18 protein-coding genes are annotated in these 22781 nt (G+C 37.5%); all 18 read right to left on the bottom strand.

All coding sequences use genetic code 11. From position 1 onward, the window contains the following. Nucleotides 1–35: 35 nt before the first annotated feature. A complete protein-coding gene (gene mutS / locus G622_RS0102380; protein ID WP_026509334.1) occupies nt 36–2681 on the bottom strand; it encodes a DNA mismatch repair protein MutS in 2646 nt (881 codons plus the stop codon). A 59-nt stretch (nt 2682–2740) separates the two neighbouring features. Further along, nucleotides 2741–4198 (bottom strand): tRNA (N6-isopentenyl adenosine(37)-C2)-methylthiotransferase MiaB, encoded by a 1458-nt coding sequence (miaB, locus tag G622_RS0102385; RefSeq protein WP_330363548.1) that lies wholly within the window; start codon nt 4196–4198, stop codon nt 2741–2743. Continuing rightward, entirely contained in the window at nt 4195–5469 is a 1275-nt protein-coding gene (gene pepT, locus G622_RS0102390) for a peptidase T (RefSeq protein ID WP_242832939.1), read from the bottom strand. The genes miaB and pepT overlap by 4 nt, the downstream gene beginning before the upstream one ends. Further along, complete coding sequence (locus G622_RS21395) at nt 5466–6083, bottom strand: DUF5662 family protein (protein WP_330363549.1); 618 nt, start codon at nt 6081–6083, stop codon at nt 5466–5468. The genes pepT and G622_RS21395 overlap by 4 nt, the downstream gene beginning before the upstream one ends. A gap of 1 nt (nt 6084) precedes the next feature. Next, entirely contained in the window at nt 6085–8052 is a 1968-nt protein-coding gene (locus tag G622_RS21400; protein WP_049945647.1) for an alpha-amylase family glycosyl hydrolase, read from the bottom strand. Between the two features lie 211 nt (nt 8053–8263). After that, nucleotides 8264–8611 carry a DUF1292 domain-containing protein gene (locus G622_RS0102405; RefSeq protein ID WP_049945648.1) on the bottom strand — a complete coding sequence of 116 codons (348 nt, stop codon included), beginning with the start codon at nt 8609–8611 and terminating at the stop codon, nt 8264–8266. A gap of 12 nt (nt 8612–8623) precedes the next feature. Then, nucleotides 8624–9409, bottom strand: a complete 786-nt coding sequence (locus G622_RS0102410; RefSeq protein ID WP_026509338.1) for a DUF6033 family protein — start codon at nt 9407–9409, stop codon at nt 8624–8626. A 117-nt stretch (nt 9410–9526) separates the two neighbouring features. Further along, nucleotides 9527–10270 carry a response regulator gene (locus G622_RS21405; protein ID WP_044912773.1) on the bottom strand — a complete coding sequence of 248 codons (744 nt, stop codon included), beginning with the start codon at nt 10268–10270 and terminating at the stop codon, nt 9527–9529. Between the two features lie 14 nt (nt 10271–10284). Further along, nucleotides 10285–11346: a response regulator gene (locus tag G622_RS0102420; protein ID WP_026509339.1), complete on the bottom strand. Its 1062-nt coding sequence runs from the start codon at nt 11344–11346 to the stop codon at nt 10285–10287. A 14-nt stretch (nt 11347–11360) separates the two neighbouring features. After that, nucleotides 11361–13361, bottom strand: coding sequence for an ATP-binding protein (locus G622_RS24230; protein WP_049945649.1), 2001 nt, complete (start codon nt 13359–13361; stop codon nt 11361–11363). A 177-nt stretch (nt 13362–13538) separates the two neighbouring features. After that, a complete protein-coding gene (locus G622_RS0102430; protein WP_026509340.1) occupies nt 13539–14675 on the bottom strand; it encodes a DUF4349 domain-containing protein in 1137 nt (378 codons plus the stop codon). A gap of 142 nt (nt 14676–14817) precedes the next feature. Further along, on the bottom strand, nt 14818–16650 hold the full coding sequence (locus G622_RS0102435; RefSeq protein WP_026509341.1) for an ATP-dependent helicase: 1833 nt from the start codon (nt 16648–16650) through the stop codon (nt 14818–14820). Next, nucleotides 16640–18094, bottom strand: a complete 1455-nt coding sequence (gltX, locus tag G622_RS0102440) for a glutamate--tRNA ligase (protein WP_044956959.1) — start codon at nt 18092–18094, stop codon at nt 16640–16642. The genes G622_RS0102435 and gltX overlap by 11 nt, the downstream gene beginning before the upstream one ends. An 11-nt stretch (nt 18095–18105) precedes the next feature. Continuing rightward, nucleotides 18106–18354, bottom strand: a complete 249-nt coding sequence (locus G622_RS0102445; protein ID WP_026509343.1) for a ferrous iron transport protein A — start codon at nt 18352–18354, stop codon at nt 18106–18108. A 95-nt stretch (nt 18355–18449) separates the two neighbouring features. Next, nucleotides 18450–19373 carry an N-carbamoylputrescine amidase gene (aguB, locus tag G622_RS0102450; protein ID WP_081675148.1) on the bottom strand — a complete coding sequence of 308 codons (924 nt, stop codon included), beginning with the start codon at nt 19371–19373 and terminating at the stop codon, nt 18450–18452. A 126-nt stretch (nt 19374–19499) separates the two neighbouring features. After that, nucleotides 19500–20750 carry an agmatine deiminase gene (gene aguA / locus G622_RS0102455; RefSeq protein WP_026509345.1) on the bottom strand — a complete coding sequence of 417 codons (1251 nt, stop codon included), beginning with the start codon at nt 20748–20750 and terminating at the stop codon, nt 19500–19502. A gap of 92 nt (nt 20751–20842) precedes the next feature. After that, the gene (gene upp / locus G622_RS0102460) at nt 20843–21472 is read right to left on the bottom strand and encodes a uracil phosphoribosyltransferase (RefSeq protein WP_026509346.1); all 630 of its coding nucleotides are present in this window, start codon (nt 21470–21472) and stop codon (nt 20843–20845) included. Between the two features lie 130 nt (nt 21473–21602). Beyond that, nucleotides 21603–22778, bottom strand: a complete 1176-nt coding sequence (gene nspC / locus G622_RS0102465) for a carboxynorspermidine decarboxylase (RefSeq protein WP_026509347.1) — start codon at nt 22776–22778, stop codon at nt 21603–21605. Nucleotides 22779–22781: the final 3 nt, after the last annotated feature.

A 22781-nucleotide genomic window follows, 5' to 3' on the forward strand; every position in this document is an offset into this window, starting at 1 on the left:
TTACCCCCGCAAGAACCAGGTCATTTAACCTGAGATCAAGCGCCTTTCCATCTGTTTTTTAGCTGATTCTGCAGCTTGTATAAAGTATTTAAGGCATCCATAGGCGTAAGATTTGAAATATCGATCTCCTGTAATTCCTTTAAAACATCCTCATCCTTCACTGTATCAAAAAGTGACATCTGGGACAGATCAACAGTATCATAATGCTTAACTGTTGATTTTTTAGTGCTGCTCTGATTTACGGCTATTCCCTGAACCTTTTCAGTAATGTCATTATCTGTCAGTTCTTCGGCAATAGTCTTTGCCCTGTCTATTACCATGTCAGGAATACCTGCAAGTCTCGCAACCTGAATACCGTAGCTTTTATCAGCGCCGCCTTTAATTATCTTATGAAGAAAAACAATATCATCACCTTTTTCCTTTACGGCGATGCAGTAGTTATTTACATTATCAATTTTCCCTTCAAGCTCTGTCAGCTCATGATAATGTGTTGCAAAAAGTGTTCTTGCACCTAAAAGCTTTCTGTTACTGATATGTTCAATAACAGCCCATGCTATTGACAATCCGTCATATGTAGATGTTCCTCTTCCTATCTCATCGAGTATAAGAAGTGATTTTGAAGTTGCATTTCTCAATATATTTGCAACCTCATTCATCTCAACCATGAATGTACTCTGTCCGCTTCCAAGATCATCAGAAGCTCCGACTCTTGTAAATATTCTGTCAACAACACCTATCTGCGCAGACTCTGCGGGAACAAAGCTTCCAATCTGAGCCATCAGAACTATCAACGCCGTCTGCCTCATAAAGGTTGATTTACCTGCCATATTAGGACCGGTAATAATTGCAACAGCATGCTTTTTATCGTCAAGGAAGGTATCATTTGAAATGAACATATCAGTTCGGTCGAGCATCTGTTCAATTACCGGATGACGCCCTCCGTTTATTTTTAAGGTGCCTTTATCTGATAAAGTCGGTTTTACATAATGATTTCTTTCTGCCACATAAGCAAGTGAGCAGAAAACATCAAGTAACGCAATTCCTTTAGCAGTCTGCTGTATTCTCTCGATTTCCAAAGAAATGGAATCTCTTATTTTACAAAACATCTCGTATTCAAGGTTATTTAGCTTATCCTGAGCATTAAGGATTGTGTCTTCAAGCTCCTTGAGTTCAGAGGTAGTATATCGTTCACAATTGGTAAGTGTCTGCTTTCTTATAAAGTAATCCGGAACCTTATCTTTGAAAGAATTTGTAACTTCAAAAGAATATCCAAAGACATTACTATACTTAATTCTCAGATTTTTTATATCAAGCTTTTCGCGTTCCCTGGCTTCAAGTTCTGAAAGCCATTCCTTACCGTTGCTGCTCGCCTGTCTGAAATGATCAATATTTGAATCAAATCCATCCTTGATGATTCCACCTTCTTTTATAGTAAGAGGCGGTTCTTCAATTATAGACTTATCAATCAGTTCATATATATCCTGAAGATCATCTATCTGACCAAACACATCATCCAGGGAAACTGTATTTCTAAGATCTTCCAATACTATCTTTATAGCAGGAAGCATCTTTAATGAATTTCTGAAAGCCAGTAAATCTCTTGGATTAGCAGTATGGTAGTTGATTTTCGCCATAAGGCGCTCCAGGTCATATATAGGCCCCAGATATTCTCTTATTTCATCCCTGGCAATAACATTCTTAACAAGAGCTTCGATTGCTGTCTGCCTCTGAAGGATATCATTTGTATCAATAAGAGGCTGCTCAATAAAGCTTCTAAGCATCCTTGCACCCATTGCGGTTTTTGTCTTATCAAGAACCCATAAAAGAGTACCTCTTTTTTGCTTGTCACGCATTGTCTCGATAAGCTCAAGATTCCTTCTTGTAGAGGAGTCAAGCAGCATATACTTGCTGTTAAGATATGGATAAATATGAATTATATTTGATAACTCATCCTTCTGAAGCTCTGTCAGATATTTAAGCACTGCGCCTGCAGAGACTATCCCATTAGGAAAATCGGTAATTCCAAGCCCCACAAGGCTTCCAACCTTGAAGTGCTTCATGATGATCTGTTTTCCGGACTCATCATCAAAGTATCTGGGATCAAGCGGATTTACAACAATGTTATTCCTGTCCTTTAATAATTCAATATCTACTCCGCTAAGTAAAAAAGCATCATTACATATGAGCTCAGAAGGTTGAAATTTCTGAATCTCATCAATAATATCCTTGAGCTTATCTACTTCCGTAAGGAAGAAATCACCTGTTGTAACATCAGCCAAGGCAATTCCGCTTTTATCATCAGAATAAAAGACACACATGAGATAATTGTTCTTGGTCTCATCAAGTGCCTGCATATTGAGATTTGTTCCGGGAGTGACTACTCTCGTTACATCTCTCTTAACTATGCCCTTTGCTTCCTTAGGGTCTTCTAACTGCTCACAAATCGCTACTTTATAGCCTCTGTTAACAAGTTTACTTAAGTAGCTTTCAACGGCATGATGGGGTACTCCGCACATGGGAGCACGCTCTTCAAGGCCGCAGGCTTTCCCTGTGAGAGTAAGCTCAAGCTCTTTAGATGCCACTTTAGCGTCATCAAAGAACATTTCATAAAAATCCCCAAGTCTGTAGAAGAGAATACAGTCCTTATACTCCTCCTTAGTCCTCATGTAATTTTGCATCATGGGACTTAACTTTTCGAATTCTATTTCCAAAACTTTTTCCTCTTAAATGTCTGTTTTTATCATACCTGTTCTCCGGTATAGTAGAAACCACGGCATTCCACTAACTTTACATCAACAAACTCCCCTATCAGTGAAGCATCACCGGGGAAATGAACCAATGTATTGTTTGACATTCTACCCGTAACCAGGGATGAATCCTGCTCATTAATCTCTTCAACAAGCACACGGTGTGTCTGACCTGTGAATCTCGAAGCACGCTCCTTAGCAGTCTCCTGAACAACCTTAAGAAGTCTGTCAAAATTAGGCTTACTTACGGATTCCGGAACCTGTTCCCAACCGGCAGCAGGAGTACCGGTTCTCTTTGAATATATAAAGGTAAATGCATTATCAAATGCAGCCTTTCTCACTACATCAATCGTCTCATCTACATCACTGTCAGTTTCTCCCGGGAATCCGACAATGATATCTGTAGTAATTGATACATCAGGAATTGCCTTTTTAATCTTATCCACAAGATTGAGATAGCTTTCCTTAGTGTAATGTCTGTTCATCTTTTTCAGGATTTCATCGGATCCTGACTGAAGCGGCAAATGAATATGTCTTGCCACCTTCTCATTCTCGGCTATTACCTTAATAAGATCATCTGAAAGATCCTTGGGATGAGATGTCATGAATCTTACACGTTCAATTCCCTGCACCTTGCATACCTCACTAAGGAGTTCTGCAAAGCTCATTTTATCGCTATCGGGAAGTCCTCTTCCATAGGAATTAACGTTCTGTCCAAGAAGCATAATTTCTTTTACACCGTCAGAAGCAAGATACTCAATCTCTCTGATGATATCCCTTGGACTTCTGGAGCGTTCTCTTCCACGAACATAAGGCACGATGCAGTAAGTGCAGAAATTATTACAGCCAAACATTATATTGATGCCAGACTTAAACTTGTACTTTCTTACAATAGGAAGATCCTCAACTATCTGATCTGTATCCTTCCAAATATCAATTATCATTCTGTCAGATTCAAAACAGGTGTTAAGAAGCTCTGCAAATTTAAATATATTATGCGTACCAAAAATCAGATCTACATGTCTGTAGCTTTTCTGAATCTTCTCAATTACCCCTTGTTCCTGCATCATGCATCCGCAGAGTGCAATTTTCATCCATGGTTTTTTCTTTTTGATTCCGCCAACGTATCCAAGTCTGCCAAATACCCTCTGATCTGCATTGTCACGAACAGTACAGGTATTATAAATTACAAAATCAGCATCTTCGGAATCCACTTCTTCATATCCAACCTTAGTTAGCACACCAAGAAGCTTTTCTGAATCCCTGGCATTCATCTGGCAGCCAAAGGTAACTACGCACGCAGTAGGCTTTCTTCCAAGTTCTTTTGAAAGCTCTTCGACGTGTTTTCTTACCTTTTCCATGTAATCAAACTGTCTTCTTGTCTCTTCACCCGAGTCCTCAACAACCTCAGAATGAAGCAGGGTATTTTTATTTAAAATCTCATTACTCAAATCTCAAAATCTCCATATATGTTGCAGATATTAAGAATAATATCTACTGTCTTTTCCATTTCACTTATTACTGCGAATTCATATCTTCCATGATAGTTATATCCACCAGTGCAAAGGTTTGGACAGGGAAGGCCCTTGTAAGAAAGCATTGCGCCGTCAGTACCGCCTCTTATCGGAATAGCTACAGGTACAATATCAAGCTCTTTCATTGCTTTCATGGCATTGTCCACAAGATGCATGTGAGGACGGATTTTTTCGATCATATTATAATATGAATCTTCCATCGTAAGTTCAACTGTGCCTTCCCCATATTTTTTATTGAGGAATTCAACAATATCCTTAACGATGTCCTTTTTCTTAGTAAACTTATCCATGTCATGATCACGGACAATATAATAAACAACTGCCTTTTCACAAGTACCCTTCATCATGGTGAGATGGAAAAATCCCTCTCTGCCTTCTGTATACATAGGGTTCTGCTCTACAGGTAACATAGACTGGAATTCATATGCAATAAGTGTTGCGTTAAGCATACGATTCTTGGCATCACCGGGGTGAACACTTCTTCCATTTATGATGAGCTCAACTTCAGCAGCATTGAAGTTTTCATATTCAAGAGTACCGAGATCTCCTCCGTCAACAGTGTATGCAAACTGAGCACCAAATCTCTCAAGATCAAAATGATCAGTACCTTCACCTATTTCCTCATCAGGAGTAAATGCAATTCTTATTTCACCATGAGGGATTTCAGGGTTCTTAAGATAAGTCTCAGCCATTGTCATTATTTCAGCGACTCCGGCTTTATCATCTGCACCAAGGAGTGTAGAACCATCAGTTACAATAAGATCTTCCCCCTTCTTCTCATTTAAAACAGGAAAATCCTTTGGTGAGAGAATGTATCTGCCGTCATCTGAAAGTTTTATATCTCCACCGTCATATTTTTCTACGATTCGTGCCTTTACATCTTTTCCGCTTACAGCATCTGATGTATCCATATGTGAAATAAATCCTATTACAGGACCTTTTTTATCCGAATCTATAGTTGTCGGAATTTTGGCATATACATAACAATGCTCCTGATCATAATAAACATCAGAAGCACCCATTTCTGTGAGCTCTTTATATAAGAGCTTTGCAAGATCATGTTGTCCGGGAGTTGAAGGACTTGTGTTTGTATGTTCATTTGACTGTGTGTCGATTTTTGTATACCTGATAAATCTCTCAATTAAATTTTCAGGCTTGTTCTTAATTGAATCTTTTATACTTTTCAATTTAAGCTCTCCTCTAATTCTCTTTCCCAACGGCCTTTGTCTTTGCCTTTGAGAAAAATTTCTTTTATATATTTAAATGTTGCCTGTTCACCCTGTTCACCAAGCATATTAAGGAAAAACTCCAGTTTATTCAAGGTATCAGGATGGACAAGATGTTTCAATACTTCCTTCTCTCGCTGATAGTAATTAAATGAATCCCATGAATTATATTCATCACCTCTGTAAGTCATGCAGGCAGCAACTCTGTCGGCAATCATCTCAGCAATATACCTGTCCGGCATCGGACAGGGAACGATTCCGTTATTTTCTTTTCCATTTATCTTATAAAAATCAATCCAGTACTCGAAGTGATGCTTATTTCTGCCCTTGTGGTGCAGCCATGTCTTTGAATAGCCAAAAAGTTCACGTTCTCTGGTGTTAGGTGAACGTGTACCCTGAAAATATCTGGCGCCATTCCAAAACTCAGAGGGAGAATATTTTGAAAGATCATGGGTAAGTCCCTGATAAAATAATCCCATTTTAAAGCAGTGTTTTCTCACAAGATGCCTGTGTTTTGTAATGGTCTTAAAATGCATGAATGTACTTCGAAGTGTTATTCTATCGGTATTTTCCATATCAGTTACTCTTAGCTGTCATTTTGTCTGCCTTTTTTGCAGGTTTACCGGCTCCAATCAGTATTTTGATTGACCTTTCACTGCATTCAATCTTTGTCTGATCCTTAACCGCCTTCATCTTCAAATTATCTACTGTCTCTTCGGTATCATTTAAAACATACCATCTCATGCCATCAGGCAATTTAGGAAGCGCAAAAGTCACAGGATTCCAATGCATATTATATGCTATGTAGAAAAAGTCCTGATCCTTATCCTTATCTTCATATAATCCGCAATAAAGCATTCCTATACTGTGACTGTAATTCGAAAGATCAGGGCGCCATGCTTCTATTCCATGATAAGAAAGATCAGGATAACCACATGCCTTATAATCCATAAGCTTAAAGGCTTTGGATTCATGTAAGATTCTGTATTTAAACCTGAGCTTTGACAAAAATCTGAGATAATTTGTTATCTCAATATTTGCAGCCTTATCTGCCTGACTCCAGTCAATCCATCCTGTGGCATTGTCCTGACAATATGGGTTATTGTTTCCATCCTGTGAATTACCAAATTCATCACCGCCAAATATCATAGGCGTTCCCTGTGAAAACATAACCATTGTGAGAGCATTTTTTACCTGCTTGTTTCTAAGGCTTAAAATGGCAGCTCTTCTGGTTTTTCCTTCAATTCCACAATTCCAGCTAAGATTATTGTCTGTGCCGTCAGTGTTATTCTCACCATTTGTCTCATTTCTCTTATGTTCATAAGAGACAAGGTCAGCCAGTCTGAAGCCTTCATAGTCACAAATATAATTAATGCTTCCTGCATCGCGATTGTTCGTGAGCATTGCTTTAATGAAATCTCCAAGTGAGTTGTCATCGCCCTTTAAGAAACGTCTTGAAGCATACATAAAATCAGGTTTAAACTCAGCCAAAGTGCGAACTTCCGGGGCTTTACCAGAGTATAACCTGCCATAATCAAAACCGTAATACCATATCTTAATGTCAGAAAGAGCCGGATCAGCAGCAACTATTGCCGGTGCCAGATGGCTTCCTTTCATATGAACACCATCTATGTGATACTCAAATACCCAGTGTCTTATTGCAGCACTGATAATATCCTCCGTATCGTCCTCGCCAAAATAAAACTGTAGTATTACTTCCAGGCCGTTTTTATGCATCTCCCTGATCATGTCCTTAAGCTCAAGGTCAGCATTCTTTGTATCAACAGCATATGCTGTTCTGGGAGCAAAATAATAACCCTGCTTATACCCCCAGAAATTAATCTTTTGACGAATTGAATTTCTGCTTTTTATAGAACCGTTCTCACTATATACAATTTCACCGGATGTCCTGTTATGATGTCTGAATGACCCCTCAGGCATATTACCACCATTAGAGGTGCTTCCTGTCTTTGGAACATCAAGAACGTTCATTTCATATGTAGGCATTATCTCTACAGCAGTTACACCAAGACTCTTAATATAAGGAATCTTCTCGATAATTCCTTTATATGTGCCACGTTTTTTCAGTTCAATTCCGCTGCTGGGACTTTTTGTGTAGCCTCTTACATGTAATGTATATATGAAAGAATCTTCATATCTCCAGCCCGGATGAACATCCTGCCCCCAATCGTAATCAGATCCATCAATCCTGCAGCTAAGATCATCCATTTTTACATTTTTGCCCCATTTTTCAAGGCCTTCAATGTAACATGCATAAGGGTCTGCAAACAGCTTTCCTTCTTCAATCAGCATATAATGCGTATATACATCAGTATCACCTATTATTTCTGCACAAAAAATCTTTCCATACCGAAAATCATCAGAAAATATGATTTCTGTCCCTTTCCTGTCATTTTTTCGATACAGAATAATTCCACAGTCTTTTTTTCCGCTATAAACTGCACAAACACGGATACCTTTGGATGTTCTTTTTACTCCCATTGGATACGGCTGGGAGGCTGCCAATCTCAGATTATTATTCATCAGCTTTCCTTTTTCCAATTTACGACATAGTATTATACCACAAAAAGTAAATACTTATCGAATAAAATCAAAGACACTCATCTGAATATATTCCATAGCGGAGCGTTTTATATATTAGGGAATTCGGAGGAATTTCCTAATATATAAAAAAGGCAGCATGGAAACAACCACACTGCCTTGTATGCTATAGGAAATCTCTTTTATGATCTTTTCAGTCCTCAGGTTCTGCATCTATCAATTCGTCAAACTCAACATCGTCAAGATACTCATCAAAAGCATCTGCAACTGCCTCGTATTCATCATCATCCTCAATGTATCCAAGTTCAGGTTCATCATCCTTGGATTTTTGAATAAACTGATAGAACCATACATTTCCATCATTATTTTGTCCATGCTCATCTAATGGAAGAAGAACAATATAGTCTTTTTCATTAACTGTGAGTACTATCAGAACAGCACAGGTAACATTTTTACCGTCTTCGAGCTCTATGTCCACCGTAATCTGCTCGTCGTTCTGAATTTTAGTATTCATCTCTGTTGCGATCTCTGAAAAGATCATATACACCTCCGCTTAGACCGAGAAGTCAAACTTATTGCCATAATCCTTTACAGGAGTGGCTTCTATCTGACTCCAGTCCACATTTTTTATTTTATCCAAGAGCTCTTCGACAGTATCTGCATAAACAGTTGTCGATTTCTCATAAGGAGCTTCTTTCTTGCTGTAAGGATTAGTTCCATGTCCTTCACGAAGTTTCTCCATGGCCTCGTCCCGCTCTTTACGTTTCTCAGCCTTTTCTTCTTCAGCTTTTGCAGCTTCCTTAGCATCAGCAGTCTGCTTTTGATACTTCTCATTCTGCTCTTTAATTTTGGCAAAGAACTGGACTGTACCCTCAGCGTCAATCTTCATTCCGATTGAATCAACTTCCTGACCGGATTCACTTATTTTTTCCTTAATCTCATCAAGCTTGCCTGTGGACTCATCAATAACATTCATGTATTTATTTTTGGTCTCTTCATCGGCAGCCATTCTTTCAAGAAGATCAGGATCGATCAGAACGCTGTATTCTTTTGTGCCTCGGGACATAATATCCTCTGCTTCCTCGTCTGAAGAATAGTTTGACACAAAAAAATCCATATTGCCATATTTTTCTTTCAGTTCATCCAAAAGTTTTTTTGCACCATCAGAAAGATCCACGCCTTCCTGAACGTGCGTTTCTGAAATACCTTTATTTTTCTGTATTCCCAGTTGTGAATCTGTGTTTTTTGAAGAATCTGCCTTTTGCGCATGATGATTCTTTGTCTGATAAGCACTTAGCTGGTTCGCTATATTCGAACCAATGCCATTTACCATACTCATATGAAACCCTCCTTTGTCTTTGAAACCGTGACATCCTTGTCACTTAGATGGATATACTACTCCAATCTTTTTATCGGATGGTTTAATGTTTTTCTTAATACTTTTTATACTAATTTTTTATCTCATTCTAAAGAAATTATCAATTTTAATATGTAGTGAATTCTTATCAATAGTCTTTAAAATATAGTCGGCAGGCTTAAGGGCCAAAACTCGTACAATGCTTGCCTTATCTCCCTTTGAAGTAAGAAACATAACAGGTATGTCTTTTATACTCATATCACTCTTAAACATTTCAAGGACCTTTGGACCTGATGTCACAGGCATCTCATAATCCAAAAGTATAAGATCTGCTTTATTCTTGGCAAGCCAGGTAATTGCCTGTATTCCTGAGTTAGCCATTGAAACTTTGTATTCATCCTTAAGCCAGTCTCTTATGGTTCTCATATAAGAAACATCATCATCTACAATAAGAACGCTTTTTTTATTGGTCTCCATCATTTCGTCCATATAGAACTTATTCATGGTTTCCAAAAAGTCATCCATCCTGAGCGGTCTTTCAAAAAAACTATGAACATGAGATTCCGGAAGATATGTAAGAGCTTCTTCATATTCAAGCGGATTACAGATAAATATTACCTGCCTGTGGGTTTCGAGACAGAGATCCTTAAGGTAAATAAGCGTTTTAGGAGCAATTTCATCCAGATAATATATAAAGACATCTGCTGATTCCTGCTTTTTTTGAAGATCTTCCATTTTATCGGGACAAAACGATGCAGTAATACCTACATCTTTTAACTTCATAATAAGTCCCTTTACCATAAAAGTCTCATTTGAACTTATGATAGTCGCATTCTTTGCCATAACATTCTCCAAACTTATCTTTCTGAAAGAATTGATCTCATGTCATCCCAATTAAGACCGGCTAAAAGTCTCTCCAGATCATTAAATCTCTTTTCATCAGCCTCCGGAAGTTTATAATCCTTCATGGATTTTATTACCATGTCAGCAAGATCGAAGTCCATTGCTTCTGTAAATTCCGAAAGAGCAGCATATGCATCATTAAGCGCATCTTCCGGAACAGGAGGCTTGTCATCCTCATCTTCATCTGAAAGGAAAGAAAGCTTTTGTCTAAAAGATCTGTAGTCGGAAAGCAATGCTTCCGTTTCATTTTTAATCTTCTCAATGTTGTTATTATTACCTGCTTCCTCAAGATCTTTGGCATCTTCCCAAAGCTTTGATGCTCCAATCAGGTTCGCTGAACTTTTTAAAGCATGTACTTTAATAGTATAGTTTTTATAATCTTCGTTCTTATAATAGTTCTCGATTTCATCTGCCTTGAAATCAATGGAATTAAAGAAAATTCCTATTGCAGTCAGGTATCCATCCTCAGATCCGCATAATGATATACCTTTCTTGTAATCAATTTCCGGCACTCTTGATATCTGAGAAATAATATCAGTATCAGAGGATACTTCTCCAGCCGTATCAGCCACTGCAGAATCATTAAAAGTGCTTTCTTTCTCGGCATTTTCTGCAGCAGGTATTTTAATATTATTACGTATATTGTCCGGAAGATACATAATAAGTACTGCCATAAGCTGCTTGAATTCCACCGGTTTATCGAGATAATTTGAAAAACCTGCCTCCAGACACGTCTTTCCTTCATTCGGATCATCGGGTGATACCAGGGCTATGACCGGAGTTGACTCATTTCTGTTGTCTACGCCATCTCTTATCTGAACAAGTGTCTGAATCCCATTCATATAGGGCATAAGATAATCCATAAGTATAAGAGAATATTCCGTGGAACGTACTGCTTTAAGGCACTCTCTTCCACCTTCGGCTTCATCAGAGTCAACGCCTAAATACTCCAACAATTTTTTTATAAAAAATCTATCAAGTTCTGAATCGTCTACTATTAAAACTTTAGCGTTCACACGAGCCTCCACCATCAATGATCCATGCTTGCGCGCTTCATCAAAAGCCCTATCGCATCGTAGAGTTCTTTATCGTCATTATAATTCTCACGTAATTCACTGATATCTATCATATTGCTGTTTTCCAATGACTTCTTTTCATGTCTTACTACCTTTTTAGGATTGATCCTGGTTTTCTCATGCTCCTGCACAGAATTGATTTTATCCTTAGGAATGTAAGTGAGAAGCATTCTTTCCAGTGCATCACCGATTATCGGTTTTGACAGATAATCCTGGAATCCTGATTTTATATAAACTTCCCTGGCACCAGCAAATGCATTCGCGGTAAGCGCAACACTTGGAGTATTGATATTCGGATTCGAATCATCGCTCTTAACTCTCCAAAGCATCTCCATTCCATCCATTTCAGGCATCTGATGGTCAATCAGCATTACGTCATATTTGGTTTTGGTAGTTAGCTCAAGGGCTTCTTTGCCGCTTGAAGCTGTCTCGATCTCTACTAATGTATCCTTTAAGAGATTCTGTGTAACCACAAGGTTTATCTCATTATCATCAACAACGAGAATTCTGGCATCCGGAGCTGTAAATAGTTCTGTGTATTTACCATCATCCTCAATAATCCTGTCATAGGCTACTTTGAAATCACCTATTGGTTCCCAGCTGACAGTTTTTTGTTCTACTATAAAAGAAAAAGTTGACCCCTTACCGTATTCACTTTTTACATGAAGCTCAGAGTTCATAAGTTCAAGAAATTTCTGTACGATGCTCATACCTAGTCCTGAGCCCTCTACATTTCTGTTTCTTGATTCCTCAATTCGTTCAAAAGGATCAAATAATCTTTTCATATCCTCTTCACGAATTCCTATTCCTGTATCAGAAACGGCAATCTTAAGTCCTATGGAACCATTAACATCAAGATGGCTTCCCGTTATATAATCTACGGAAAACTGAACACTTCCCTTTTCTGTATATTTGATGGCGTTAGTCAATATATTTAAAATTACCTGCTTAAGCCTTACATTATCTCCATGTAAAAGATGTGGTATTTCTTTATTCACCACAACATTAAGTTCCAGCCCCTTATTCTTGGCTCTTTCATCAACCATATTAATAAGATCGGTTATAAGGTCAGCCAGATCATAATCTACCGTATATAGCTCCATTTTGCCTGCTTCAATCTTAGAAAAATCAAGTACATCATTTATAAGGGCAAGCAAAGTATTACCTGAAGTTTTTATTCCATGTGTATATTTTTTTAGCTGGGGCTCATCATACTCACGCATAATGAGTTCATTCATACCGAGAATTGCATTTATCGGAGTTCTTATCTCATGCGACATCTGCGACAAAAACTGGGTTTTTGCACCATTTGCCGCAATAGCGTTTGCCTCTGCTTCTGCAGCTTTTTCACTTAGTTCCTCAAATTTAGCGGAATTTAAAGCCTCTCGTATTCTAAGATTAACAAGTATCAGCGTACATATAGTCGATACAAAAAAACTGGAAATTATCGAAAATACATCCCTTGAAAAATAAAAGCTATCCTTCCTGAAATAACAAATTATGCAAAAGCATACGCACAACGCAAATTCAAAACAAGCATATAGCTGAAGCCGGTCTATATATATTACAGAAAACATGATCAGAAAAAATGGAAACAATCCGGCCGGCTGGTCTCTGTAGGGCCACACATCAATAAAAATCAGAGTTACATATAAAAGTCCGTAATAAAAAATTGATTCAGCCCTGCAAAACCTTATATTTATCTTTTTATCAGTCAAAAATTGATTTGTTATAAAAAACAAAATGATAATAACAAATAAGATGTAGTAAATGTTATGTATCTTAAAGCCCTTTAGAATGAGTTTTGCAACTATAAGCATTACTAAATAGACGCCTACCAGCGTTATAGACATCTTCTTTTGAACGCTCATATTCATCTTAATAATGTCATGTTCACATATAGTGAAGTATTTATCTTCTTGTTCTTTAAACTTTTTAATGGTCTCTCCAAGCATTGAAAGTCATCTCCGTGATCAGTCAATTCGCTCGTTATTACAAACTCCCACCGATAAACTACTTTTTTTCATCATAACATTAGCGTTATTCAATAACAATAATATTAGTTATTAAAAAAAAATAAGAAAAAAATGCCCTTGTAATTAATAAATTACAGGGCATTTTTCTAAACTTTCCTATTTATCTGTATTCTCAGTACTATTTAAATTAGATTTATTTTCCAAACCAGTGCCTTGCTGACTTTGAGAATTTGCAGTATCCGGCTTTGCTGGATTATGTGCACCATTTGTTACATCATTTTTCGGAGCCTGATATCCGTTATATGTGCCATACGTTACAGGTCCCTTGGGCATTACAGGCTGCTGCACACGTGGCATTGAAGCAAGCTTTTTCTTTCTCTTCTTTTCATAAGCTCTGATAAATACTATTACTACAATTACTATTACCAAAAGTATAACAAGAACCGGAATATGCGTTATAAGAAGCAATAAGAGTTCTGTAAAGAATGCTATAACGCCTTCAAGATTTTCAACAAATCCTTCTTTAGCTCTCTCTGCAAATGTTGGATTTTTAACAGGTTCAGGAGTGTACTCTATCACCTCTCTTAAGGTAACATTTAATGTACTAAAAGTAATCTGATTATCATAGGTACGTAGCTGCGACTCCATTGATTCCAACTGATAGCGGACATCGGTAAGCTTATCCTGGATTGTCATTATATCTTCAATGGTCTCAGCCTTCTCCATAAGCGAAAGAAGCTGCTGTTCCTCAGCCCGAAGAGCATTTCTATGACTCTCTAAATCCGCATAGGTTAAGGTAACATCAGTCACATTCATTTCCTGGGAAGTAATATTGCTGTTCTGTGAAAATTCATCTACAAATCCGGTCAGTTTCTCTTCCGGAATTCTTAATGTCAGATTTGCGGTTCTCTCATCATTGTATGAGCTTTTTTCAGTACTAAAGCTTTCAATGTAGCCGCCAAGTTCTGTTGTTCTGTTCTTTATAAAATCAAGGGTCTTATCAAATTCCTTACTTTCAGCCCTCATGCTCATATTTGTAATAAGCTTACGTTTATTGGTGGCCTTTTCCTCAGTTATCTCATCTGCTGCCCCTCCATTTGTGGCACCTTCCGAATCTGTCTCATAAGCCTGATCATAAAGCCCTGCTGCTTCTTCAGCTGCCTCGTATGAGCTTTCAGCAGAATAGTCTGTACTTTTAGAAGCACTATCGCTCCCACCACAGCCTGTAACAATCATGATGTAGGAAAGAGTCCCAACAATTAGTCTAATTATAGTCCCTTTATTCCTTTTCATAAGATCCCTCCATCTACGAAATTCCAATAAATTGTTATATTTAGTTTATCAAAATTACGAAGATTTTTCCATTTATCATGATAAAAAATATAATTGTTTATAATATCAGTTAATCCATAATAAAGTCTGCCATTTTGCTGATTTAATCATTTTTATCAAAAATACTTCTTACAGGTCTGAGGAACCCGGACATTCTCATAGGGTTTTCTCTGGTTCCCTTAACATAAGACATATATAATTCTTCTTTTGCCCTTGTCATAGCCACGTAAAGCATTCTTCGTTCTTCTTCCAGTTCTTTTATGGTAATACTCTTTCTTGATGGGACAATGCCTTCATTAAGGTCCGGAAGAAACACTGCCTTAAACTCAAGCCCTTTAGAAGCATGCATTGTCATTACTTTAACACCGTTTTTATTCTTAATATCTATACGTTTCAGACTATCTAACTGTTTTTGGAGGTCCGACAGATATTCCTTTAATTCATTAAAACTTCTGAAATTTTCACATAACTTCTCAAAATCATTCAGATCAGAGATCTGTTCATTATATATATTGGGATTTGCAATATATTTTTCCTTTAGAAATTTATCATATCCCATATATCCTCTGATAAAATGTACAGATGCCTTGGGACCTAACTTACTTAACATGCGAATATCCCTGAATAACTTTTGAACAGTTGAAGTCATTGATAGTTTTCCTTCTCTTGCGTAATACATAAGAACTTCGTTTTCAAGAACCTTTTCGCTTATACAGCATTTCCTGCTTATGTATCTGAGAGGTTTATTCATTATTCGTAAAAAATCAGTTCTTTTTGCGCCATCACATGCAAATGCCATGTATGAAACGATATCCCTCACTCCCTGTTTTTCATGAAGGGCAACTACTCTTTCTTTATAACTGCATGGTATATTTGCTTCAGTCAAAGTGCGTGCAACAGCAGTAGCTTCAACGTTTGTTCTTAATATTACTGCTATATCGGAAAGATCATTTCTTCCCTTCAGACTGTTTAACAAATACTCATATTGTTCTTTTCTGTCTGTAAAGCTATATCCTTTAATAATTCCGGCAGGCTCACTCTTACCAGCAATTATATTCTTCTTAAACCTGATTGTATTTTCTTCTATGACGTTCATAGCTGACTTAAGGATATGTCTGGCACACCTGTAATTTGTATCCAGTAATATCTCTTCAGAATCACTAAAGCTTTCTTTAAACCCAAGCATAATTCCAGGATCAGAGCCTCTAAATCCGTAAATCGACTGATCATCATCTCCAACAACAAATATATTTTGTTCTTTATTCAAAAGGAGCTTTATAACTTCAAATTGCATTCTATTAATATCCTGATACTCATCAATCTGAATATATTCAAATCTATCCTGCCATTTTTTCCTTACATCAGGTCTCTCTATCAGATATTTCCGGCAGCATAGAACCATATCATCGAAATCAATAAGCTTTTGCTCAGTTAATATGGATGCATATTCATCATAGATTCGTGGGAACTCCTCGTAAAAAGGCGTTGCTTTATCCCTTTCTTCAGGTGAAACCCCGCTGTTTTTGATTCGTGATATTTCATATAAGATCAGTCTTATCATTTCATTATCATAATCACGACCATGCAAAATATGGCTAAGTATTTTATACTTATCCGTCTCTTTGATAATGGATAGCTTACCATTATCTAAAATATGATAAAAAATGGAATGAAATGTTCCGAAGAGAACCTCCGGATACATAGAATCAGTGTCTTTAATAAATCTTTGCTGCATCTCTATGGCAGCAGCTTTTGTAAATGTAATTGTAAGTATTGATCCGGGCCTTACTCCCTTCCGGATCAGATTGATTATTCTCTGTATTATTACAAATGTTTTTCCGCTTCCGGGACCTGCTATAACACAGGCAGGTCCCTTATCGTGCTCAATTGCACGCCTCTGAGCGGAATTACATTTAATTGTATTATCAGGCTTCAAGCTTTGCTATTGAAGCTCTAAGTCTCTTTAGAGTCTCATCCTTTCCGATGACTTCCATTGCTTCCGTAGCTCCACAGGGAGTCATGGCTTTACCGGAAACTGCTATACGAATCGGCCAGAGAACATAACCGTTCTTGTATTCTTTTTCTTTTATATATTCCTGAAGTCTGGCATATAAAGCATCATTGCTGTAATCCTGCTGCTCTTCAAGAATCGGAAGAAGCTCTTTTAATACTGAAAGTGAAGAAGCTTCATCTGTCTTCATCTTCTTGTGCTTATAAATTGAAATATCGTAATCCGGCATTTCTTCAAAGAAATCTATCATTTCCGCAATATCCGGCCATATTTCAATTCTGGTCTTTATCATCGCTGAAATCTTGTGAAGATCGAGGTCCTTCTTTATAACCTCCTTCATATAAGGAAGTGCAAGTTCAAAGAATTTCTCATCATCCATCTTCTTGAGGTATTCACCATTCATCCAACGAAGCTTAGTATAATCGAATACAGCAGGTGATTTGTTAATTCTTCTGTAGTCGAATTTCTCAACGAGCTCTTCAAGGCTCATGATCTCTGTATTATCCTCAGGAGACCAGCCAAGAAGTGCAACAAAATTCACTACTGTCTCAGGAAGAAATCCCTGCTCGATCAGGTCCTCAAAGGATGAATGTCCACTTCTCTTACTGAGCTTATGATGATCTTCATCAGTAATAAGAGGACAATGAATGTACTTTGGTACTTCCCAACCAAATGCATCGTAGAGTCTGTTGTACTTTGGTGAAGAAGAAATATATTCATTTCCTCTTACAACATGTGTAATTCCCATAAGATGATCATCAACTACGTTTGCAAAGTTGTATGTAGGATATCCGTCTGACTTAATGAGTACCATATCATCAAGCTCACTGTTGTCAACTGTGATATCTCCATAAAGTTCATCGTTAAAAGTTGTCTGACCTTCAGTAGGGTTGTTCTGTCTTATTACATAAGGCTTTCCTTCAGCCAGATTCTTCTCAACTTCATCTTTTGAAAGGTGAAGACAGTGCTTATCATAAACACTTACTTCCTTGCCATCAATTATCTGTGTAAGTGTAGCAAGTCTCTCCGGGGTACAGAAGCAGTAATAAGCTTCTCCCTTTTCAACAAGTTCCTTGGCATATTTAAGGTAAAGTCCCTGCTTTTGTCTTTCGCTCTGAACGTAAGGACCTACACCTCCATCCTTATCAGGTCCTTCATCATGAATAAGACCTGTCTTTTCAAGTGTTCTGTAAATAATCTCAGTTGCGCCTTCTACATAACGCTCCTGGTCAGTATCCTCTATTCTGAGGATAAAATCACCACCCTCATGCTTGGAAATAAGATAAGCATATAGTGCTGTTCTCAAATTTCCTACATGCATTCTTCCCGTCGGGCTTGGTGCATAACGGGTTCTAATCTTCTGTGACATTATTACTCCTTCTACATAACCTCAGGAAATTCTTTTTTCTCAAATTCTACAACTATTCCCGAAGCCACGTTACGGCATAAAGCTATCTGCTTTTTTTCGACCTGTATAATAAGTCCGCCGCGTTCTTTTTTATTGATTACTTTAATGTGAGATCCACTGGCAACGCCTATTGATTTAAGCCTCTCTGAGTAGCTTAACTGCTCGATGTTCATCTCTTTGACAAGATAAACACCATTCTTTTCCCCATCGATAAGTGTCATAAAATTACCTCAAAAAACATTAAAATTTCAAATACTTTGGAATTATATAACACCTTTATATAAATGAAAAGAGCATCGCTTTAATGTGGTAAAGTTTAATCTGTAATTTCCTTATAACATTCTGGTCGTCTGTCTCTGAAAAGGCCCCAGGACAATCTGTTTTGCCTGATTTCATTAAAATCGTATACAGCCATAATGATCTCTTCGGTATTATTTCCGGCCTGCCTTAATATATCTCCTGTTTCATCAGTCATAAAGCTATGGCCATAGAAATTAAGAGAAGATAACTGTCCGCCATTTTCCTCTGATGGTATTACATTTTCAGTTCCAATTCGGTTTGCAGCAACAACAGGAACAATATTAGCTGCTGAATGTCCCTGCATGGTTCTCTGCCAGTGTCCTGAACTGTCAACATTCAGAATCGGTTCTGAACCTATAGCGGTTGGATAGAGTATTATATCTGCTCCCTGCAGGGCAAGACATCTTGCAGTCTCCGGAAACCACTGATCCCAGCAAATTCCGATACCAACTCTGCCATAAGCAGTCTCAAATACATTAAAACCTAAATCACCAGGAGTAAAATAGAACTTTTCCTGATAATAATGATCATCAGGAATATGTGTTTTCCTGTATACTCCAAGGATTTCTCCATCTGCATCTATCATGGCAACAGAATTATAAAGAACATTTCCTTCTCTTTCATAAAAGCTTATAGGCATAACTACTTTAAGCTCTTTGCAGACCTTTCTGAAATGCAATACTGCAGGATTGGTCTCTGTAGTAGTCGCAAAATCATAGTAATCATATCTTCTTTCCTGGCAGAAGTACTGTCTCTCAAACAACTCAGATAAAAGAATTATCTGAGCTCCCTGCATTGCAGCTTTTCTCACCATCTTATCAGCTTTTTTAATATTCAGGGAAACAAGCTCATCATCCGAAATATCAGGATTATTATAGGCTTCTTTTCCGCATGCAAACTGTATAGCAGCTACTGTTGTAGATGTATTTCCCTTATACATAATTGTTTTGCCTTTCTATCAGAATAGGTTTCTTCGTAATCTAGAAATCCATTTTTATCAGTTACATATCATAATATGATTTATGCAAGAGTAAACGCGTTTTGAACTTTTGATCCTATCATCATATCATTCAAAATGAATAACTTTTCTATGCATATTACTTATCTTTGAAGGAATCTGCTGTGTAATACAGTGAATGTTTCCTCCTCCCAGAAGAATCGGCCTTGCCTTAATCTGTACAACAGTTCTGTTCTTACAGATTTCTGAAAGCAGCTGCATAGCCCTGTCATCACTTTCTTTATTTTCTCCGCCAAAAGCAGGTATAAGCACTTCTGTATTGGTAAAATAAAAATTCACATAGCTTGCAGCAAGTCTTTCACCGACTTCTCTTTCATCTTCGCCGTCTTCAAAAACATAATTATCTATATCTTCTTTTGTGCAGCAGACAGGCACATCAGGTATATAAAGCTTATGAATTTTAAGTTTCCTGCCCCTTGCATCAGTAACTCCGGAAAGGTATTCATAATCCTTTAATGACATTTCATACTGCGGATCATCCTTATTATCAGTCCAGGCAAGAACCACCTCTCCCGGCGCTATGAAAGCACAGACATTATCAACATGCTCATTTGTTTCATCATTATATATACCAAAAGGAAGCCATAGTACTTTCTCTACTCCCAGGTAGTTTTTTATGCTTTCTTCAATCTGCTGCTTTGTAAGCTTCGGATTTCTTCCTTTACTTAATAGACAGCTTTCGGTAACCATTACGGTTCCTTCTCCATCAGAGTGTATTGAACCGCCTTCGAGGACAAAAGGATGCGCATCATAATAAGCTTTACCTATTAAAGCAGAAAAATCAGCGGCAACCTTATCATCATATTCCCAGCTGCTGTAAAGGCCGTCATAGTCGCCTCCCCAGGCATTAAACTCCCAATCTATGCCTCGTATTTCTCCACTTGGGTTCCTTAAAAAGGTTGGCCCCACATCCCGAGCCCAGGAATCGTCTGTCTGCTGTTCTATCAAACAGATAATCCCGGTCTCAGATTCATTAGTTTCCTTTAATATATCAGCCTGAAGAATACCAGTCTCTTTATCGGCTTCACGTACAGTTATGATTTTATCCAGTCCCTTAACATTTTGTCGTATAAAATTTCCAGCACTTTCAAAATCATCACTACTGCAAAGCACGTATAATTTTTCTGATTTTATAATTTCAGAAAAGATACTGCAAAACGCCAGTCTTGCTTCAGTCGAATCTTTCCCCCAACTTCCCGGACGGCTTGGCCATATCATAAGGGTTCCATCATGAATATCATATTCTGCAGGCATACTGAACCCATCATTTATTGGAATACCATTTAATTTTTTGTTCATATTTTGCCTCGGTATTTCCTTAAAAAAGCTGGAACAATCAAAAAATTCAAAGTGTTCCAGCTTTATTATATATATTTATATCTGTAATACGATTATTTTGTTCCGAAAATACGATCTCCGGCATCTCCAAGACCCGGAACAATGTATTTATTCTCGTTAAGCATATCATCGATATGCGCACATGTGATCGGAACATCAGGATGTTCTGAAGTAACCTTCTTAAGTCCTTCCGGTGCAGCAATAAGGCAGATAAATCTCATTTTCTTTACGCCTTTGCTCTTAAAGAGTTCAATTGCATCACATGCAGAACCACCAGTTGCAAGCATGGGATCAAGAATTATAACTTCTCTGTCAGAAATATCTTCAGGAGCCTTGAAGAAATAATTAACAGGCTCATAAGTTGTCTCATCACGATACATACCTACATGAGCAATCTTCGCATTAGGAATTACCTTAAGAACGCCGTCAAGAAGTCCCATTCCGGCTCTCATGATAGGAGCAAATGCATATTTATCCTCATTGAGTCTTCCCATCTTAATTGTTTTAATGGGAGTCTCAACTGTTGTTTCGTCAAGCTCAACATCACGCATTGCTTCATAAATCAGATAAGCACCAATTTCTCCTACGAGTTCTCTGAAAAGTTTAGTTCCTGTATTTTTATCTCTTAAAATTGAAAGCTTATGCTCAATAAGCGGATGATTTAAAGCTGTTACATTATCCATTTTTAACTACCTCCAAATTTACTGTATGAAATTTTAACATATATTTATAACATACGCTACATTAGTATTCTTCATTTTTTATAATATTAAAAAAAACATACCTCTGTGTATTTCTAAAGAAATCCGGCTTCTATAATCTCATTTTAAAATCTTCATATCCGAAATGTTTTATGATATTTACTTCTCCATTCTCATGTAAAAGTACAATATCAGGCAGAGCCATGCCGTTAAAGGTGTTGTTTTTCACCATACTGTATATAGCCATGTCTTCGAATATCAGTCTGTCACCGATCTGTATTTCTTTATCAAAGCTGTAATCACCGATGATATCTCCAGCAAGACAGGTTCTTGATGAAAGTCTGTAAGTATACTCCTTTTCACCGGCTTCTCCGCTGTCTTTAAGAGGTGGTCTGTAGGGCATCTCAAGAACATCAGGCATGTGACAGGCAGCTGAAGTATCAAGTATGAGTACAGGATATTTTTCAGTTTTTACAACATCCATTACTGTAGTTATGAGATATCCCGCATCTATAGCTATAGCTTCACCTGGCTCAAGATATACTTCAACATCATAGGTTTCTTTTATGTATCTTACAAGCTCAATAAGTCCTTCTCTGTCATAATCATCTTTTGTAATATGATGGCCGCCTCCAAGATTTAACCATTTAATCTTGTGGTTTTTGTCAGTTAAATATTTTCTAAAGTGCTTCTCAAAAGCATTAAAAGTAGCCTTTAAGGGTTCAAATCCCTGCTCGCAAAGTGTATGGAAATGCAGTCCTTCAACACCTTCAGGTATTTCATCCGGTAGATCACATAATCTGATTCCAAGTCTTGATCCCGGAGCACAGGGATCATAGATTTCGTGATCGCTCTGAGTTGAAAATTCAGGGTTAATACGAAGTCCTACTGATAATGTGCTGTCGTGAACAGCTTTTTCCCATTTATTTCTGTGATGCTCCAGTTGATTTAATGAGTTAAAGACCATATGATCGCAGATGTTACACAATTCTTCCATCTCATCGTCATTATATGCCGGTTCGAAAACATGAACTTCCGGCTTAATGTTTTTATCGTTCTCCGGATAGAATTCTTCATGGGCAAGTTTTGCTTCAAATAGGCCTGATGATGTTGTTCCCGCTAGATATTTTGCAATAATCGGATAAGTACTGTATGCAGAAAAAGCTTTCTGCGCAAGTAATATTTTTGCGCCTGAACTATCCTGAACGCGCTTTAAAATCTCACAGTTTTCACGCAGCTTTTTTTCATCAATAACATACGCCGGTGTATTTACTTCATTGATTTTCATCTA

The sequence above is a fragment of the Butyrivibrio sp. LC3010 genome (assembly GCF_000424385.1).
In the GTDB taxonomy this organism is placed as follows: Bacteria; Bacillota; Clostridia; order Lachnospirales; family Lachnospiraceae; genus Butyrivibrio.